The following is an 18,972-nucleotide window of genomic DNA, read 5'->3' as shown; positions in this document are numbered from 1 at the left end:
GAGCGCCCGGTTTCGGTGGGTGCTCCCGTCCCCTCCGCGGGAGCACCCACCACCGTTCGGCCGACCGCGCCCATCGCGGCCGGCCGTCACGCACCCTCGGCCCGGCCCCCACGGCTGCGTCGGCCCCCTGGCCGGCGCGCCGTCCGAGAGAGTGCGTCACACGAGGAGACGCCGATCCGGGCGAGCTGTGTCGCAAACGCTCCCAAACCCGCACAAGCCGCGTGGACCGTGCACATCCGTGGGCATGTCGCGCCATGATTCGCCCCCTGCGGCGTCTCCAAGGGGAAGGATGCGTGAGGTGCGTTGCTGACGCGCGGACCGGGTCGGGGACGAGACCCGGCGCCCGGCCATGCACCAGTCGGGACGACGGGTCGATGTGCCGGAAGCAGGCCGGCAGACCAGGGACGGGAGAGCGTGGAGCGGGCGCACGAAGAGAACGGCGACGACGCAGGCGTGTCCGGCGTGGTGGGGGTCGAGGACGCGTCAGCATTCGGTGTACCGGCGCGCGACGCGACTCTTGTGGACAGCGTGCGCAGCGGGGACGACACGGCATACGCCGAGCTCTGGACGCGGCATGAGCCGGCGGCACGGCGGCTCGCCACCCGGATCGCCTCACCGAGCGACGTCGACGACCTCGTCAGCGAGAGCTTCACCCGGACCCTCGACGCGATCCGATCGGGCGGCGGCCCCGACACGGCGTTCCGGCCCTACCTGCTGACGACGCTGCGCCGGGTCAACATCGACGTGGCCCGCCGCTACACGAGCCGGGTCGTGCTCACCGACGACGAGGCAGCCGTCGACAGCGTGTCGGACGCGTCCGCGGAGGACGCGGCTGTCGAGGCCGAGGAACGCGATGCCGTGTGGGCAGCCTGGCGGTCACTACCGGACGAGTCCCGGTCACTGCTGTGGGAGCTCGTCGTCCACGAGGAGAAGCCGCACCGGCTCGCCCCGCGCCTCGGCACGACCCCCAACGGCGTGGCCAGCCGCAGCAAGCGCGCGCGTGAGCGGCTGCGCCAGGTGTTCCTGTCAGAGCTCGTCGCGAACGCCGGTGACCTGCAGTGCCGGGAGGTGCGGCGCCAGCTCGGCGGCTACGTGCGTGACTCGCTGACGGCCAAGGCGCGGCAGCGCGTCGACGAGCACCTCGACGGGTGTGCGCGGTGTCGTGCGGCGGTGCTCGACGTCATCGACGTCGACGCCGCGATCCGGCTGCGGGTCGCCCCGGCGCTGCTGCCTGGCGCGTTCGCCGCGGCCGCAGGAGCGGGCGCCGGTGTCGGGTCCTCGGCCCCGGGTGCGCTCGGGGCGGGGCACCTCGGTGCGGCAGTGTGGTCAGAAGCCGGAGGGACACCCGAGCCGGTCCTCGGCGTCGAGGCGTTCCTCGACGACATCGAGGGACTGGGCGTCGACGTGGGGGCCGCGCCGGGAGGGTCGACCGTCGTCGGGAAGGTGCTCTCGGTGCCCGGCCGCTCGGCGGCCGCCGTCGTCGCAGCGGTCGCGATCATCGTGGCGGCCGCGCTCTTCCTGCTCCAGTCCCAGCCTGCGGGCCAGGTGGCGGCCGACGCGTCGACCGGGCGCGACTCGCGGTCCCGTGCGCCGGGTGGCTCGGAGTCGGCGTGGCCGAACACGACCGAGGCCACCGAGGCCACCGAGGCCACCCAGGCCACCGAGACGAGTGCGACGGGCGCCGGCCGCGGCCCGGGTCCCGTCATCGGCGTCGCGACGGCCGAGGAGGCCGGGCTGCTCGAGCCGGCCCGCGTGCAGGGCGGCACCGTGGACCCACCCGGGACGACGACCTCGGCGGCCACCTCGACAGCCGCGAGCCCGTCGAGCACCTCCAGCACCTCCAGCACCTCCAGCACGTCGCCGGCGACGACCACACAGCCACCCCCGGGCCTGGTCGGGACCGTGACGCGGCTGGTGCTCGCACCGGGCGACCAGGGCACGTACCAAGCGCACCTGGAGGTGCCGGATGGTTGGCTCATCACGTCGGTGCTCGACCGGCACGGGGCGCGGACGTCCGAGCACGTCTCGAGCCCGGCCCGGGTCCTGGACGACCGGCTCCGCGCGGGTCAGCTCGTCATCGAGGTGACGCGCACCCGGTCCGGGCCGACCGGCGAGCTCAGCGCAGCGTTCGAGGACCAGTCGGGGGAGCTCCTGGCGGGATCCGGCGGCTACCCGCTGCTCTGATCGACGCCGCCCGGCGCTCGTGGCGCCGGCGGCTCCGGCAGCTCCGGCGGTTCCGGCGGCTCCGACGGGACGGCATACGGCTGCTCGTCGATCGGGATGACGTGGCTCAGGTGAGTCAGCTCGAGAACCGCGCGGATCGGCGAGTCCGGAGGCACGACGAGCCGCAGCTCCTGGCGGCGCTCGCGCAGCCGGGACGAGAGGCGGAAGAGCGTCGCGATGGTCGCGCTGTCGACGTAGGTCGTGCCGGTGAGGTCGAGAACGACGAGGGTCACGTCGTCGGGGACGTCGCGGGCGACGGCATCGGTCAGCTCCTGGGCGTTGGACAGGTCGACCTCGCCCGTGACATGGACGACGTGGGCCGGGCCCGTGCGCCGGGCCTCGATGCGGGCGAGGTCACTCACGCGACACCCCGGTCTCGACGCGGCGGTGCAGGTGGACCTCCGTGCCCCCGGGCGTCTGCTCGACATCGACCCCGTCCATCAGCGCCTCCATGAGCTGCAGCCCCCAGCCTCCGCCGCGGTCGGCGGCCGGGCGCCACTGGCCATGGTCGCGCACGAGAACCTCGAGCCCACCGTCTCCGAGTCGGGCCTCGACGTCGAGGTCGCCGGCGTCGGCCTGGGCGCTGTAGGCGTGCTGCACCACGTTGGCGCACGCCTCGCCGGCGGCGACGAGGACCTCGTTGACATCGGTCTCGGGCACGCCGTTCTCGCGCAGCCAGCGGCGCAGGGCGCCGCGCACCTGGACGAGGTTGCGGGCCTCGGCCGGCAGGCGCAGGGTCAGCTCGCCGTCGACGGATGCCGCCGGGCGCATGGCGATGATCGCGACGTCGTCCTCGACGTGGTGCTCGACGAGGAAGGTGTCGAGAAGCAGGTCGCACAGCGACTCGAGGTCGGCGTCGGCAGGAGCGGCGGCCGCCTCACGGCGGAGCCGGTCCAGGCCCTCGGTGATCGACACGCCTCTCCGCTCGACGAGACCGTCCGTGTAGAGCAGGAGCGTCGCGCCCTGCTCGAGGACGCGGGTCTGCTCGGTGAAGCCGCCGTCGACGGTGACACCGATCGGCGGGGACAGGCCGCCGGTGAGGAAGGCTCCCGCCCCGTCGCCGATGACCAGGGCCGGCGGGTGGCCGGCGTTCGTCCAGCGAACGCGGCGCGTCGAGGGGTCGAACACGAGGTAGAGCAGCGTCACCATCTCCGGCACGGGGAGCTGTGCGACGAGCCCGTGCACGCCGAGCATGACCTGCGGGGGTGACGGGTCCTGGAGGGCATAGGCCCGCAGGGCCATCCGGACCTGGACCATGGTCGCCGCCGCCTGGAGCCCGTGCCCGGCGACGTCACCGATGGCGAGGCCGATGAGTCCGTCGGGAAGCTGGACGACGTCGTACCAGTCGCCGCCGAGCTGGAGGTCCGCCGTCGCCGGGACGTAGCGCGCGGCGAGGGCCACGCCCGGCACGTCGGGGAGGCGGTCCGGCAGGAGGCTGCGCTGGAGGGTTTCGGCGATCTGGTGCTCGCGCTGGGCGCGGGCCTCCTCGTGGCCCAGCAGCTCCTGTGCCGCGGACCGCTCATGGATCTCCTGGACGAGCCGGGTGTTGGCGGCAGCCAGCTGCGCGGTGCGATGCTCGACCCGCGCCTCGAGCTCGGCGGCGGCGTCGGAAAGGGCAGCGGCAGCGGCCATGCGCTCGCTCACGAGTGCGGCGAGGAAGAACGACGTCAGGGCGACGGAGGCGTTGAAGCCCTGGAGGGTGACCATCTGCGCGAACAGGCTCATGCCCTCGAAAGGGCCGGACATCGTGGCGGCCGACCACGTCGCGACGAGGCAGGCGATGAGAGCCGCCGGAGCGGCGCCGCGCAGCTGCAGCCGCCACGCCGCCCAGCCGACCACCGGGAGGGTGAGGAAGAGGATGGGCAGGTCGGTCAACGAGGCCACCGTCACGACGCCGGTCGCCACCATGAGGATCGCCGCCCCTTCGACCCACTGCACCGTCGGCCAGCGCGGCTGCTCCCAGAACAGCGGCAGGCAGAGCAGGAAGGGCGCGACGACGAGGACCCCCATCGCGTCGCCCGTCCACCAGACCGCCATCGCCGTGGGCAGCTGCTGCACCGAGATGGCGCCTGACGCGACGAGCGTGACCGAGCCGATGGTGGCACTGATCAGCATGCTCCCCAGGGCCCCCAGGAAGACGATCGCCATCGCGTCGCGCTGCCGGTCGAGCTGGCGGCGGAAACCGACCCGGTTCAGGAGGGTGACGGCCACCACGGGTGCCAGGGTGTTGCCGACGGCCGTCACGGCCGCGGCCAGCGGCGTCGCACTGATCGGGAGGTTGACGGCCAGGGCGGCGACGGCGACGGCCGGCCAGTAGGAACGGCCCGCGACGAGCAGCGTGGCCACGGCGATCCCGGTCGGCGGCCACAGCGGTGTGACGTCGTTGCCGACGAGGGGCAGGTTGAGGCCGAGCCGGGCCCCGAGGTAGTAGGCGACGGCGATGCCGACGAGCCGAAGGGCACGGGTGGACGTGCTGGTGGCGGCGCTGGTCTCGATGATGGTGGCACCTGTGCCGCCGCTGTGGCGTCTGGTTGCTTCGGCGCGACCAGTCGCGGGCACGCCGACAGGACCCGACGTTCCCGCTGCGTCCACGCCTTGTGTCATCTTCGGGAGCTGTCCGGCCGCCTGCACCCCACCATGACCACGAGCGTAGGCAGCCGAGCGTCTCCGGACGAGGGTTTTGTCGGACTCGGCAGACGCGAGCTCACCACGGTCACCCTGGGCCAACCGGACGCAGGGGCAGGGGAGCGTGCCCGCCATAGGCTGGTCGGCCCTCGGCACCGGACTGCTACTCACTCGGTCGACGAGACGCCGAGGGCCGACGCGGCCAGATCCCGGCTCGCCTGCTCCAGAGCCGTCGTGATGGCGTTGACGAGTGGTGGTGGTGCAGTCGGCGAGACCGCCAGGAACACGTGACGGTGAGTCGGCTCGGGGCCCACTCGGGCGACCGCCAGCTGGTCGTGCGGCTGGTGACCGAGCGCCGGGATGACGGCGACACCCAGACCGGCGCGCACCAGGCCCTGGATGACGCCGTAGTTGTTGCTGCGGTAGGAGACCGACGGTTCGAACCCGTGACCGCGGCACAGCTGGCGCAGCATCGTGGCAGCCGCCGTCCCGTTGCGCGTCGAGACCCACGTCTCGCCGGCGAGGCTCGAGACGTCGACCACGTCGTGGCCGGCCTGGGGGTGATCGGCTGGGAGGACGAGCAGGAGGTCCTCGGTGAGCAGGCGCCGCGTCATCACGCCACGGGGCCACGGGCGCGGCACCAGCGCGTACCGGTAGACGAGCGCCACGTCGAGCTCGCGAGCCAGCAGCAGCGGCATCAGCTCATGGGACTCACCCTCGTCCAGACCGATCTCGACGCGCTCGTTGTCACGCCTGAACTCCGACAGTGCAGCAGGCAGGAGCCGCTCGCTCGCCGAGGGGAAGCTGCCCACCCTGAGGCGTCCTATGACGCCCCCGAGCAGCAGGTTGACGTCGTCCTCGAGAGTGCGCAGCGAACCCAACGCGGCGCCGCAGTTCGCGACGATGAACTCCGCCGCGGGCGTGGGCCGGATGCTGCGTGCGTCGCGCTCGAACAGCTGCACCCGAAGGCCGCGTTCGAGCGTCGAGATCTGTTGCGAGACGGCCGACGGCGTGTAGCCGAGCTGGCGTGCGGCATCGGCGAAGGACCCGCACCTGACCACTGTCGTAAGGGTCAGCAGGTGCACCGGGTTGAGCATTACGAGTCCTGATCCCTCCGTGTCGCAGTGGCCACCTCGTGTTCGACGGGTCGAGGACCAGCTCGGCGACGACCAACGGCGCGTGCACCGCCGAGGATAGTCGGCGGTCGTCTCTGCGAGCACCAGAGATGCTTACCGGGCATCCAGAACGGCGAGGGCTGCAGCACCTTCCGGAGGGTCCCGTGCCGCGGCAGGCTGGACGGGGACGAACGAAGGAGAACGGCATGCAGGTCGACACCCTCCAGCTCATCGACGAGTGGGGGCCCGAGAAGGTCGTATGCGTTTCCGACCGCAGGTCGGGGCTGCGCGGCGTCCTCGTCATCGACAACACTGCTCGCGGTGTCGGCAAGGGCGGCACCCGGATGAGCCCGGACCTCAGCGTTCCGGAGGTCGCACGGCTGGCTCGGACGATGACGTGGAAGTGGGCGGGGGTCGACCTCTTCCATGGAGGCGCGAAGGCCGGCATCCTCGGCGACCCGACCGCACCGAACAAGGAGGAGATCCTCCGGGCGTTCGCGCGAGCCCTCTCGAACGAGGTGCCCACCGAGTACGTCTTCGGCCTCGACATGGGGCTGACCGAGTCCGACGCCGCGATCTTCGTCGACGAGCTCGGCGACCGCGGCGCCGCCGTGGGCCTGCCGCGGGTCCTGGGCGGCCTGCCCTACGACGAGCTCGGCGTCACGGGCTTCGGGGTCGCCGAGGCCACGGATGCCGCAGCGTCCGCGATCTCGCTGCCGATCCGGGGGGCGACGGTCGCCATCCAGGGCTTCGGTGCCGTTGGTCAGGCCGCGGCCGAGAGGCTCGACGAGCTCGGCGCCGTGGTCACGGCCGTGTCGACCTCCCGCGGCGCTGTCGTCGATGCAGGCGGCATCGACATCGGCAAGCTCGTGGACCTGCGCCAGCAGGCCGGTGACGACTGCGTCGTCGAGTACGGCGGTGCCGTGGCCGCTGCTGCCGCGCTCGCCGCCGATGCCCAGATCCTCATCCCGGCGGCCCGGGAGGACGTCATCGACAGGGACCTGGCACTCAGGACGACCGCCCGGCTGGTCGTCGAGGGCGCCAACCTGCCGACGACCCCTGACGCGCTCGACGTGCTGCACCGCCGGGGCGTCACTGTCGTGCCCGACTTCGTCGCGAACGCCGGCGGCATCGTGGCTGCCGCCCACTCGATGGATGCGAGGTACTCACCCTTCACCGTCGACCCCGACGACGTCTTCCCGATGATCTCGGCCAAGCTGCGGCAGAACACCGTCACGGTCGTGACCGAGGCCCGCGCCCGCGACCTGACCACTCACGCCACGGCCCGGGAGATCGCGCAGGAACGCGTGCGCGCCGCGATGCGGCTCCGGGGCCAGGTCGACGGAAGGTGACGTCCATGAAGAGCCCGAACGCAGTCGGACCGCAGGCGCGCAGCGCCACGACCGTCAGCAGCACCGACCTGCGCGCCAGGTTCGCGGCCCGCCTGTCGTCGCTGTACGGCAGCGAGGTGCCGGCCTACACCACGCTGGTCACGGTGTCGCAGGAGGTGAACCAGCGGGTCATGTCCCGCCGCGGCGCCGACGCCGCGCGGCTCGGCAGCATGGAGCGGGTAACCGCCGAACGCCACGGAGCGATCCGCGTCGGGTCGCCGCGCGAGCTCCAACAGGTCTCTCGGGTGTTCGGCGCCCTCGGCATGTTCCCGTGCGGGTTCTACGACCTGCGCGACGCGGCTCCGGCGCCGATCCCGGTGGTGTCCACGGCGTTCCGTCCCCTTGACCGGGCCGAGCTCGCCGTGAACCCGTTCAGGGTGTTCACCTCCGTCCTCGTCCCGGAGGACCGCCGGTTCTTCGACGTCGATCTCGAGGGCAGGCTCAAGCGCTTCATCGAGGCCCGAGAGCTGTTCCCCCCCGAGCTGCTCGCGCTGGCCGACCGCGCCGTCGCCCACGGCGAGCTGTCGTCCGCCGACGCGGACCGCTACCTGGACCTGGCGACGGCCGCGTTCGCGCTGTCGCCCGAGCCGGTCGACCGCACGTGGTACGCCGAGCTGGAACGGGTCTCCGGAGTGGCCGCCGACATCGGGGGAGTCACGACCACCCACATCAACCACCTCACCCCACGCGTCCTCGACATCGACGACCTCTACGCCTCGATGCAGGCGCGAGGGGTCGAGATGATCGACGAGATCCAGGGGCCGCCTCGGTGGGACGGCCCCGATGTGCTCCTGCGCCAGACGTCGTTCCGGGCGCTGTCCGAGCCCCGCAGGTTCCGTCACCCGGACGGCAGCGTGACCGAGGGCGCGCTGCGCGTGCGGTTCGGCGAGGTCGAGGCCCGGGGGGTCGCGCTGACGCCCGCCGGGCGCGACCGCTTCGACGCGGTGACGGCCGAGGCCGACCGCCGGGTCGCCGCGAACCCGGAGCTGAGCCGGGCCGACATCGCCCCCGAGGTGTGGGCGCAGGGGTTCCCGGCGACCGAACGAGAGCTGTGCACGCAGGGCCTGGGATTCTTCGCCTTCACCGTCGACGACGCGGTCGCCGGGGGCACGGCCGCCCCAGAGCAGGTGGCCGCTCTCGGACGAGGCACGGTCGCGGGCCTGGTCGCGACCGACGTGCTGCGTCCCGAACCGATCGTCTACGAGGACTTCCTGCCCCGGTCAGCCGCGGGCATCTTCGCGTCGAACCTCACGGATCGCGGCGCCGTGGACGCGGAGCACGGCGGTGCCGAACGTGATCTGTCCTGGATGGAAGACGTCCTGGGCCAAGAGGTGAACGTGCCGGAGGACATCTACGCGCAGGAGTCGGCGGCGTCGCTGAGCGCTGCAGAGGCAGTGCTCGGGCGCACGATCTCGCCCTAGCCCGAGCCCTGCGGTCGTCGCGAGGTCAGTCGCCGCAGTCTCAGGCGCGAGCCTCGGGACCGAGCATCTCGGCCACAAGGTCCTGGGCCACCTCGACGAACACCCTGACGGGCTCTCGCGGCCTCGATCCGCCACGGGTGATGAGCACGATCTGACGGGTCAGGGGGTCGGCCATCTCCAGCGTCGCCAGCTCGAGGCTGGGGTTGAGCCGGCGCATGAGGTCCGTCACGACCGTCGCTCCCAGCCCGGAGGCCGCGAGCTGCAGCGAGGCACCCGTGTCGGTGACCTCGTGCAGCACGCGGGGCTCGAACCCGCGGCGGCGGAAGCCCGCCCGCACCGCCCGCCCGAACTGGCTGGACTCCGGTGCGAGGATCCAGCTCAGGGCAGCCAGCTCCTCGGCGGTGGCCACCTTCCGGCGACGCCCCGACGTCTCGCTCGTCGAGGCCAGTGCGACCACGAACGTCTCGTGGTGCAGCTCGACGACGGACAGGCCCGGCTGGCGTCGCATCGGCGCGTCGGCGTAGTCGAGGCCGAACGCGATGTCGACGTCGCCGTGGCGCACCGAGCCGGACGCCTCGTCCACGTCGACCTCCCGCGACGACACGACGACGTCGGGGTACTCGGACGCCATGCGTTCCACGATCGGGGCCAGCAGGCCCACGGCGGTGCTGCCCCACGTGCCGACGACCAGAGGCCCGGACGCACCGCCCTCGACGGACCTCGTGACGGCGATCGCCTCAGCCTCCAGTGACAGCAGCCGGCTGGCGTAGTCGGCCATGATCCGTCCGGCGTCCGTGAGGACGAGCTGTCGCCCAGAGCGCTGCACGAGGGGCACGCCCAGTGCCTGCTCCAGCGAGGAGATGTGCTGCGAGACGGCGCCCGGGGTGTATCCGAGGTGCTCGGCCGCCGCAGCCAGCGTCCCCCTGCGGACGAGCTCGCGCAGGGTGGCGAGCTGCGTGAGGTTCAACCGCGAGGACGCGATCACGTGCAACCCTCTCCGACGCTGACGGGACTTCACGGATTCTAAACATCAAAGCCCAGAAAGGTTCGCTTGTCGTGAAGCATGCGATGCCCGGACGATGGGGCGAGAGAGCCCGTCGGACGCGCAGGGCCGGCACCCCGCCGGAACGGGACCACCGCCTTCGCTCCAGCCCGCCCCTCACGACGCCAGACGAATCGAGGCCCCCCATGGCGCAGCGCCCGGAGTTCCCGAGCCACGCGTCCGTCGTCATCATCGGCGGCGGTGTCATGGGCGTGTCCACCGCGTACCACCTGGCACGCGCGGGCGTCACCGACGTCGTCCTGGTCGAGAAGGACGAGCTCGGCTCCGGCTCGACGTGCAAGGCGGCCGGAGGAGTGCGGGCGCAGTTCTCCGACCGGGTGAACATCGAGCTGGGGCTGCGCAGCCTCAGGACGTTCGAGACGTTCAGGGAGACGTTCGGCCAGGAGATCGACCTGCACCAGGTCGGCTACCTGTTCCTGCTCGACCAGCCGGACCACGTGGCCGCGTTCGAGCGGAACGTTGCCCTGCAGAACGAGCTCGGCGTGCCGAGCCGCATGATCGAGGTCGACGAGGCCAAGGCACTCTCACCGCTGGTCAGCACCGAGGGGCTCCTCGCCGCTTCGTGGTCCCCGACCGACGGTCACTGCACGCCGGAGTCGGTCGTGCTCGGGTATGCCGGTGCCGCTCGTCGTGCCGGCGCCCACCTCCTTCGCGGCTGCACGGTCAGCGACATCGCCTCGACGGGCGGCGCCGTCACCGCAGTGGTGACCGACCGCGGCACGATCGCCACGGACACGGTGATCTGCACGGCGGGCGCCTGGTCCAGGGCGGTGGGTGACATGGTCGGCGTGGACCTGCCGGTCGAGCCGATGCGCCGCCAGATCCTCACCACCGAGCCCATGCCGGGCCTCGACCCCAGGACCCCGTTCACCATCGACTTCTCCACCAGCCTCTACTTCCACTGCGAGGGTCCGGGACTGCTGCTGGGCATGTCCGACCCCGACGAGACGCCCGGTTTCAAGCTGAAGCGGTCCGACGGCTGGCTGCCGCGACTCGCCGACGCCATCGAGCACCGGGTCCCCGCGCTGGCCGAGACGGGTCTGGGCGCCGGTTGGGCAGGCCTGTACGAGATGACACCGGACCACAACGCGCTCGTCGGAGAAGCCCGCGAGGTGTCCCGGTTCCTCTACGCCACCGGGTTCTCCGGCCACGGGTTCCTCATGGGCCCGGCCATCGGCGAGGTGATGCGCGACCTCTACCTCGGCAGGCCCCCGGTCGTCGACATCTCCAGCCTGCACGCCGAGCGCTTCGCCGCCAGCGAGACGCGACCCGAGCTGAACATCGTGTGACCCGCGCCGGCGCGGATCCCGCCAGCGCCGCGGCGCACCCGACCGACCCCAGAACAAAGGAGCACCGCCCATGAGCACGCAACAGCTCACCGACACGACCGCCCTCGCCGACCTGGCCGCGGAGACGGCACGCCGCTGCGGCGTCGACCTCGACGCGATCAGCGGCGACGCCGTGACCCCGTCCCCGGTCAACGGCCTGCCGCTGTCCTCGGTGCGGTGGGTCGACGGTGGCGCCGTCGACGAGGCCGTGGTCCGAGCGGGGGCGGCCTTCCTGGCCTGGCGGACCGTCCCCGCACCCGCTCGCGGCGCACTGGTCAAGCGCCTCGGTGAGCTGCTCGCCGAGCACAAGCAGGACCTGGGCACCCTGATCAGCCTCGAGGTCGGCAAGATCACCTCCGAGGCGCTCGGTGAGGTCCAGGAGATGATCGACATCTGCGACTTCGCCGTCGGCCTGTCGCGACAGCTGTACGGCAGGACGATGGTCTCCGAGCGGCCCGGCCACCGGCTGATGGAGAACTGGCACCCGCTCGGTGTCGTGGGGGTCATCTCCGCGTTCAACTTCCCGGCAGCCGTCTGGTCGTGGAACACGGCCATCGCGCTGGTCTGCGGTGACCCCGTCATCTGGAAGCCGTCCGAGCTCGCGCCGCTGACGGCCCTGGCCAGCAACGCCATCCTCGCTCGGGCCATCGCGGAGGTCGGCGCGCCGGCCGACCTGTCCCAGGTGCTCGTCGGCGGCGCCGACGTCGGCCGGGCACTCGTCGACCACCCCGGTGTCGCCCTCCTCTCGGCAACCGGCTCCACCCGGATGGGCAGGGCGGTCGGGCCTCGGGTGGCGGACCGCTTCGGGCGCTCGTTGCTCGAGCTCGGCGGCAACAACGCCGCCGTCGTGAGCCCGACCGCAGATCTGGACCTGACAGTCCGGGGCATCGTGTTCTCCGCTGCCGGGACCGCGGGCCAGCGGTGCACCACGATGCGCCGGGTCATCGCGCACACCTCCGTGATCGACGCGCTGACCGACCGGCTCGTCTCGGCCTACGCCCGGCTGCCGATCGGCAACCCGATGAGTGAGGGAACGCTCGTGGGTCCGCTCATCCACGCCGGTGCGTACGAGGCCATGCAGAAGGCCATCGCCCAGGCAGCGGAGGAGGGTGGCAAGCTCGTCGCCGGCGGCGACCGCGCCCTGCAGGACGTCGCCCCCGACGCGTACTACGTCACACCGGCCATCGTGCGGATCGACTCCCAGACAGCGGTGGTGACGCAGGAGACCTTCGCGCCCCTGCTCTACGTCCTGCCCTACGAGACCCTCGAGGAGGCGATCGCGCTGAACAATGATGTCCCGCAGGGCCTCTCGTCGAGCATCTTCACCAGCGACCAGGCAGAGGCCGAGAGGTTCCTGTCTGCGGAGGGGTCCGACTGCGGCATCGTCAACGTCAACATCGGCACGTCGGGTGCCGAGATCGGTGGCGCGTTCGGCGGTGAGAAGGAGACCGGCGGCGGCCGCGAGTCCGGGTCTGATGCCTGGCAGGCGTACATGCGACGATCGACCAACACCGTCAACTACTCCGGCGAGCTGCCCCTTGCCCAGGGTGTGAACTTCACGGTCTGAGACGACAGGATGGGGAGGACACTGGCCTCCCCATCCTGTCGACGACCGCCGCACGTGCTGGTCGCCGCGATGCGACCCCGAGGACGAACGATGAACACCATCGCCCACCGACAAGAGGCGCGCCGATCGTGCCAGGCAGCACACGTATGCCGCGGCCATGAGTGACCTCGACCCGCTCACTCTTCCCGGTTCCTCCGTCACGTCGACGGCCGCGTCCAGGGAGACGGTGGCCGCGGTCTCGGACGCGCTGGCCCGCGCCGGCGTGGGTGACGTGCTCACCGACGACGCGTCCCGCGCGCACTACTCGAGCGACGCGTCCCTCTACCGGCTGGTCCCGACGGCTGTCGTCCGTCCTCGTGACGCGGAGGAGGTGGGCGCCACGCTCGCCGTGGCCCGCGCCCACGGGATCCCCCTCGTCGCCCGCGGCGCCGGCACGTCCGTGGCGGGGAACGCCATCAGCTCAGGCATCGTGGTGGACTTCTCACGCCACATGAACCGCATCCTCGAGATCGACCCGTCCGCCCGCACGGCCCGGGTCGAGCCGGGTGTCGTCCAGGCGAGCCTGCAGCGCGCCGCCCGAGCACACGGGCTGCTGTTCGGCCCTGACCCGTCGACGATGTCGCGCTGCACCATCGGCGGGATGATCGGCAACAACGCGTGCGGCAGCCGCAGCCTGGGCTACGGCAGGACCTCCGACAACGTCGTCGCGCTGCAGGCCCTGACCGCTGCCGGTGCGTCGCTCGCCCTGAAGTCCGGGACGCCGGCCGTCGCGGCCCATGACGGTGACGCCGGGCGGCTCCTCGCGGACCTGGAACAGCTGGTGCGCGCCAACCTCAGCGTCATCCGCACCGAGTTCGCCACCTTCGGGCGGCAGGTGTCGGGGTACGCCCTCGAGCACCTGCTGCCGGAGAACGGCTTCGACGTGACCCGCTTCCTCGTCGGCAGCGAGGGCTCGCTCGCGGTCGTGACGGAAGCGAGCGTCAACCTCGTCGCGGCGCCCAGGTACCGCACCCTCGTCGTGCTCGGGTTCGACACCATGCCGGACGCCGCGGACGTCGTCCTGGACGTCATGGAACACGGGCCGACGGCCTGCGAGGGGCTCGACGCGCGGATCGTGGACGTGGTCCGGGCGCGTCGTGGGCCTTCCGCTGTCCCGCCGCTCCCCGGTGGGCGCGCGTGGCTGTTCATCGAGGTCGCCGGTGACACGGCCGCCGAGTGCGAGGCCAAGGCCGTCCGGTTGAGCGCCTCCATCCCCTGCGTCGAAGCCCGCGTGGTCCTCGACGCGCAGGAGGCGAACGCGTTGTGGCAGATCCGCGCCGACGGCGCCGGGTTGTCCGGGCGCAGCACCGCGAACCGGCCGGCACACGCCGGCTGGGAGGATGCCGCGGTCCCACCAGCCCGGCTCGGCGCGTACCTGCGCGACTTCGAGGACCTGCTGCAGGCCCACCAGCTGGCGGGATTCCCGTTCGGGCACTTCGGCGACGGGTGCATGCACGTGCGCCTCGACTTCCCCCTGGACCGGCCGGACGGCGCCGTCGTCCTCGAGCAGTTCCTGACCGCGGCGGCCCAGCTCGTCGCGAAGTACGGCGGCTCCCTGTCCGGCGAGCACGGCGACGGTCGCGCCCGGAGCCAGTTCCTGCCGCTGATGTACTCGCCCCAGGCGCTCGAGCTCTTCGCCGGCGTCAAGCGGGTCTTCGACCCGGACGCGGTGCTGAACCCCGGCGTCATCATCGACCCGCCGCCGGTGACGGAGGCGGTCCGGGTCCTGCAGGCGCCGCCGTTGCGGCGACAGCTCGCCTTCGCCTATCCGCACGACTCCGGCGACTTCAGTGAGGCCGTGCACCGGTGCACCGGGGTCGGCAAGTGCCGCGCCGACAACGACCAGGGCGTGATGTGCCCCTCCTACGTCGCCACCCGCAACGAGAAGGACTCGACCCGCGGTCGGGCCCGCGTCCTGCAGGAGATGGTCAACGGGACCTTCGTCACCGACGGCTGGGCCTCCAAGGCCGTGCACGACACCCTCGACCTGTGCCTCGCCTGCAAGGGCTGCGCGTCGGACTGCCCGACCGGTGTCGACATGGCCACCTACAAGTCCGAGGTGCTGCACCAGACGTACAAGGGCCGGCTGCGCCCGGTCTCGCACTACTCGCTGGGCTGGCTGCCCCGCTGGTCGAGGATCGCCTCCCGTGCCCCTCGAGTGGTCAACGCGCTGATGCGGGCACCGGGCCTGTCCCGTGTGGCGCTCAGTGCGGCCGGCGTCGACCCGCGTCGCAACCTCCCGACCTTCGCGACGCGCACCTTCCGCCGCACGCACGCCGCCACGGCGCGCGCTGACCTCGCACCGGCGATCCTCTTCGTCGACACCTTCACCGAGAGCTTCTCACCCGGTGCAGCGCACGCTGCCGTCCGTGTCCTCGCCGACGCGGGCTACCGCGCCGAGCTCGTGAGCCGGTCGCACTGCTGCGGCCTGACCTGGATCACGACCGGGCAGCTCGACGCGGCGAAGAAGCTCCTGGCCAGGACGGTGGCCTCCCTGGCAGAGCACGCGGCGGCCGGTGTGCCGATCGTCGGGCTGGAGCCGTCGTGCACCGCGGTGCTGCGTTCCGATGCCGTCGAGCTGCTGGGCACCGATGACGCCCGCCGGGTCGCCGCAGCGACCGTGACGCTGAGCGAGCTGCTGACCCGGTCGGGCTGGACGCCCCCGGACCTGGGAGGAGTCGACGTCATCGCCCAGCCGCACTGCCACCAGCACGCTGTCATGGGTTGGGACGTCGACAAGGCCCTGCTGGCGCGCGCGAACGCCACCGTCACCGCGCTGTCCGGATGCTGCGGGCTCGCCGGGAACTTCGGGGTCGAGAAGGGGCACTACGAGGTCTCCGTCGCCGTGGCCGAACAGCATCTGCTCCCCGCCGTGCGCAAGCAACCGCATGCAGTGGTCCTCGCCGACGGGTTCTCGTGCCGGACCCAGCTCGACGACCTCGCGGACGTGAAGGCCCTCCACCTCGCCGAGCTGCTGGCCTCGGCGCTTCCCTCGGATCCGGTCTCTGCAGGTACATCCCCCTGAGGGCGGGGCGCGCGACGGTCCTGGCCGATCGCGGTGGATCCGCCAGTGCGCCACCGGTGGGCGGGGGCCGGATCAGTCGACGTGGCAGCACTGCTCGCGCGGGGAGGTCGGCCACCGGACGAAACCCTCGCCGCCCTCGTCCGGGACGGCGACGTAGTCGCCGTCCTCCTGCCCGGCGACGGCTGTCACCGCCGGGATCCCGAGCAGCCGCGCGACGACGTACGTCGTGCTCAGGCGGGTCACGTCGCGCGTCGTGCCGAGGGACAGGAGCGACCGGGTCTCGGCGATCGCCTCGTGCTCACCCGCGCGAAGCACGACGCGTGTCCCGGGGGCGACACCGTGGGCTGCCACCGCGACGGCGATGTTGTCGAGGTCGTCGGAACCCACCGCGGCCAGCGCCTGGGCCCGATGCAGCCGCACTCGCTCGAGCACCGCGCGGTCGCCGCCGTGTGCGATGACGACGGGCACCCGCAGGGTCCGGGCGAGCCGGAGGTTCGGGGCGTGCGGGTCTCGTTCGACGCCGACGACGGCCACCCCCAGCCGCTGCAGCTCCTGGCACAGGCGCAGGCCGACCTGTCCCAGCCCGACGACGACGACGTGCCCTGACCGAGGCAGGGCGCGCGCACCCACGAGACCGACGAGGCGCGGTCCGAGGAGCCGGTCGACGAGACCTGCGGTGAACGTCGCGGTGAGGACGACGGTGACGAGCATGGCCAGGGCGGACACCAGCAGGTAGCGCATCGGCTCTCCCTCAGCCGTGGCCGGTCCCACCGTGGCCACCACCCGCGCAGCCTCGTGGAACGCCTCTGCTGACGCGTGTCCGGCCACCAGCGTCAGCCAGGCCCAGTCGCCGAGCAGGACGGCGAGAAGCCCCGCGAGCCCGGCGACGAGGATGCGGCTCCCGGTGTCGTGCGGGCGCAGCTGGCCCGCTACCCGGCCGACCCGAGCCTGCCACCGGGCCCGTCGACCGAGGGCCCAGGGTGCGGCGGCGAGGGCGTCGCCGGACCGTCGCAGTGCCCGGGCCTCCCCACCGGTGCGACGGATGGCGAGGGCATCCGGCGCCAGGCAGGGTGCGACGAGCGAGGCTGCAGCCAGCTGCGCCGGCGAGGTCACGTGACAGTGCGGCAGGAGACGTACGAGCTGGTCTGCGACGGTCTGGTCGAAGATCGTGACGACGAGCTCGGCCGTCGGGTCGATGTGGGCCGAGGCCAGTGCGTAGCGCAGCGCCGCGACGTCGTCGTGCAGCAGGACGGCGACTCCTCGCGGCTGCCGGGTCATCGCCGTGCGCAGCTCCTCGTCGCCGGGTGCGACGAGGTGCAACACCTCGCACCCGCGGTGGTGCAGGGACGCGCAGACGCGCCGCGCCACGTGCGTCTCGCCGATGACGACGTAGGGGCCACCCGGCGCCGGCTCGCTGGACACGCGCCGGCCGACCTAGCGGCAGTCGTCGGAGACGTACGGGTCGCAGCGCAGGCAGCGCGCCTGCCCGCACCCCGCGCAGCGCCTCAAGTGGTCCCCGCAGTGGCACTCGCCCATCGGTCTCACCCCATGTGCGGGTAGTGGTGGGCGGTGGCCGGCACGAACGTCTCCTTGATGACGCGGGTCGACGTCCACCGCATCAGGTTCTGGGCCGAACCGGCCTTGTCGTTCGTGCCCGACCCCCGCGCGCCGCCGAAGGGTTGCTGACCGACGACCGCGCCGGTGGGCTTGTCATTGACGTAGAAGTTGCCGGCCGCGAACCGAAGGGCCTTGGTGGCGTAGGCGATCGCCGCGCGGTCCTGCGCGATGACAGCACCGGTCAGGCCGTACGCGGAGGCCGACTCCATCGCGTGGACGACCCCTTCGAAGTCGGCGTCGTCGTAGACGTGGACCGCGAGGATCGGACCGAAGTACTCGGTGGTGAACACCTCGTTGTCGGGGTCGGTGCACCCCAGGATGGTCGGCCTCACGAAGTAGCCGACGGAGTCGTCGTAGGTGCCCCCGGCCAGCACGGTGATGGTGGGGTCGGCGTGGGCGCGGTCGATCGCGGCGCGGTGCTTCGCGAACGCACGCTCGTCGATCACCGCGCCCATGAAGTTGCCGAGGTCGGTGACATCGCCCACCGCCAGGGCCTCGGTCTCGGCGACGAGGTCGTCACGCATCCGCTCCCAGACGCTGCGGGCGACGTACGCGCGCGACGCTGCCGAGCACTTCTGTCCCTGGTACTCGAACGCGCCGCGCAGCAGGGCGGTCCGCACGACGGCCGGATCGGCCGACGGGTGCGCCAGCACGAAGTCCTTGCCGCCGGTCTCACCGACGATCCGCGGGTAGGAGCGGTACCCGGCGACGTTCTCACCGACCGTGCGCCACAGGCGCTGGAAGGTGGGGGTGGAGCCGGTGAAGTGGATGCCGGCAAGGGCGGGGTCCGCGAGTGTCACCTCGGAGACCGCCAAACCGTCACCGGGCAGCATGTTGATGACCCCCGGTGGCAGGCCAGCCTCCTCCAGGAGCCGCATCGTGTGGTGCGCCGCAAGCTGCTGGGTCGGGGCCGGCTTCCAGACCACGGTGTTGCCCATGAGTGCCGGAGCCGTGGGCAGGTTGCCCGCGATCGCGGTGAAGTTGAACGGCGTGACGGCGTAGACGAACCCCTCCAGTGGGCGGTGGTCCAGCCGGTTCCACACGCCGGGCGCGTTGGCCGCCGGCTGCTCGGCGAGGATCTGCCGGGCGAAGGCGACGTTGAAACGCCAGAAGTCGATGAGCTCGCACGCCGAGTCGATCTCGGCCTGCACGGCGGTCTTGCTCTGCCCGAGCATCGTCGCCGCGTTGAGGGTGTCGCGCCAGGGGCCCGACAGCAGCTCGGCGGCCTTGAGCAGGATCGCCGCCCGGTCGTCGAAGCTCATGGCCTGCCAGGCGGGGGCGGCGTCGCGGGCGGCGGCGATCGCGGCCTGGGCATCGTCGTGGGTCGCGCCGCGCAGGGTGCCGAGCCGCTGGCTGTGGTCGTGCGGTTGCACCACCGCGATCTCGGGGCCGCCGCCGTGGCGCTGCTCGCCTCCGATCGTGGCGGTCAGCTCGACGTGGCGGCTGGCCTGCTCCTTGAGGGCCAGCTCGAGCCGGGCGCGAGCGGCACTTCCGGGCTCGAAGTCGTTGATCGGCTCGTTCGCGGGAACGGGCACCTGGGTGACGGCATCCATGGGGG

At 72.2% G+C, this 18,972-nt stretch carries 12 protein-coding genes; 6 read left to right on the top strand and 6 right to left on the bottom strand.

The features are described from left to right. The first annotated feature begins 414 nt into the window (after positions 1–414). Positions 415–2,184: a sigma-70 family RNA polymerase sigma factor gene (locus H9I49_RS12935; protein WP_188030781.1), complete on the top strand. Its 1,770-nt coding sequence runs from the start codon at positions 415–417 to the stop codon at positions 2,182–2,184. On the opposite strand, the gene H9I49_RS12930 is transcribed toward H9I49_RS12935, so the two are convergent. From H9I49_RS12930 to H9I49_RS12920, 3 genes are all read right to left on the bottom strand, one after another. Then, positions 2,169–2,585: an STAS domain-containing protein gene (locus H9I49_RS12930; RefSeq protein WP_188030780.1), complete on the bottom strand. Its 417-nt coding sequence runs from the start codon at positions 2,583–2,585 to the stop codon at positions 2,169–2,171. The two genes, H9I49_RS12935 and H9I49_RS12930, sit on opposite strands and share 16 nt — an antisense overlap. Then, a complete protein-coding gene (locus H9I49_RS12925) occupies positions 2,578–4,815 on the bottom strand; it encodes an MASE1 domain-containing protein (RefSeq protein WP_370587558.1) in 2,238 nt (745 codons plus the stop codon). The genes H9I49_RS12930 and H9I49_RS12925 overlap by 8 nt, the downstream gene beginning before the upstream one ends. Positions 4,816–5,015: 200 nt before the next feature. Then, positions 5,016–5,945: a LysR family transcriptional regulator gene (locus H9I49_RS12920; protein WP_188030778.1), complete on the bottom strand. Its 930-nt coding sequence runs from the start codon at positions 5,943–5,945 to the stop codon at positions 5,016–5,018. A 224-nt stretch (positions 5,946–6,169) separates the two neighbouring features. On the opposite strand from H9I49_RS12920, the gene H9I49_RS12915 reads away from it, so the two are divergent. Both H9I49_RS12915 and H9I49_RS12910 read left to right on the top strand, forming a co-directional pair. Beyond that, a complete protein-coding gene (locus tag H9I49_RS12915; RefSeq protein ID WP_188030777.1) occupies positions 6,170–7,315 on the top strand; it encodes a Glu/Leu/Phe/Val dehydrogenase in 1,146 nt (381 codons plus the stop codon). 5 nt (positions 7,316–7,320) lie between these two features. Beyond that, positions 7,321–8,775, top strand: coding sequence for a VOC family protein (locus H9I49_RS12910; protein ID WP_188030776.1), 1,455 nt, complete (start codon positions 7,321–7,323; stop codon positions 8,773–8,775). 40 nt (positions 8,776–8,815) lie between these two features. On the opposite strand, the gene H9I49_RS12905 is transcribed toward H9I49_RS12910, so the two are convergent. Beyond that, a complete protein-coding gene (locus H9I49_RS12905; protein ID WP_188030775.1) occupies positions 8,816–9,760 on the bottom strand; it encodes a LysR family transcriptional regulator in 945 nt (314 codons plus the stop codon). 203 nt (positions 9,761–9,963) lie between these two features. Here H9I49_RS12905 and H9I49_RS12900 point away from each other — a divergent pair, with 203 nt between their 5' ends. The 3 genes from H9I49_RS12900 (at position 9,964) to H9I49_RS12890 (ending at position 15,797) form a co-directional block, all read left to right on the top strand. After that, a complete protein-coding gene (locus H9I49_RS12900; protein ID WP_188030774.1) occupies positions 9,964–11,127 on the top strand; it encodes an FAD-binding oxidoreductase in 1,164 nt (387 codons plus the stop codon). Between the two features lie 70 nt (positions 11,128–11,197). After that, entirely contained in the window at positions 11,198–12,733 is a 1,536-nt protein-coding gene (locus H9I49_RS12895; RefSeq protein ID WP_188030773.1) for an aldehyde dehydrogenase family protein, read from the top strand. A 157-nt stretch (positions 12,734–12,890) separates the two neighbouring features. Next, entirely contained in the window at positions 12,891–15,797 is a 2,907-nt protein-coding gene (locus H9I49_RS12890) for an FAD-binding and (Fe-S)-binding domain-containing protein (protein WP_188030772.1), read from the top strand. 72 nt (positions 15,798–15,869) lie between these two features. Here H9I49_RS12890 and H9I49_RS24470 read toward each other — a convergent pair whose 3' ends face one another. Beyond that, positions 15,870–17,219, bottom strand: a complete 1,350-nt coding sequence (locus H9I49_RS24470; RefSeq protein WP_188030771.1) for an NAD-binding protein — start codon at positions 17,217–17,219, stop codon at positions 15,870–15,872. 119 nt (positions 17,220–17,338) lie between these two features. After that, on the bottom strand, positions 17,339–18,967 hold the full coding sequence (pruA, locus tag H9I49_RS12880) for an L-glutamate gamma-semialdehyde dehydrogenase (RefSeq protein WP_188030770.1): 1,629 nt from the start codon (positions 18,965–18,967) through the stop codon (positions 17,339–17,341). Positions 18,968–18,972 lie beyond the last annotated feature (5 nt).

The organism is Terrabacter sp. MAHUQ-38 (assembly GCF_014518425.1).
Classification (GTDB): domain Bacteria; phylum Actinomycetota; class Actinomycetes; order Actinomycetales; family Dermatophilaceae; genus Terrabacter.
The sequence above is the reverse complement of the archived record's forward strand: the minus strand, read 5'-3'. Positions and strand labels throughout refer to the sequence as shown.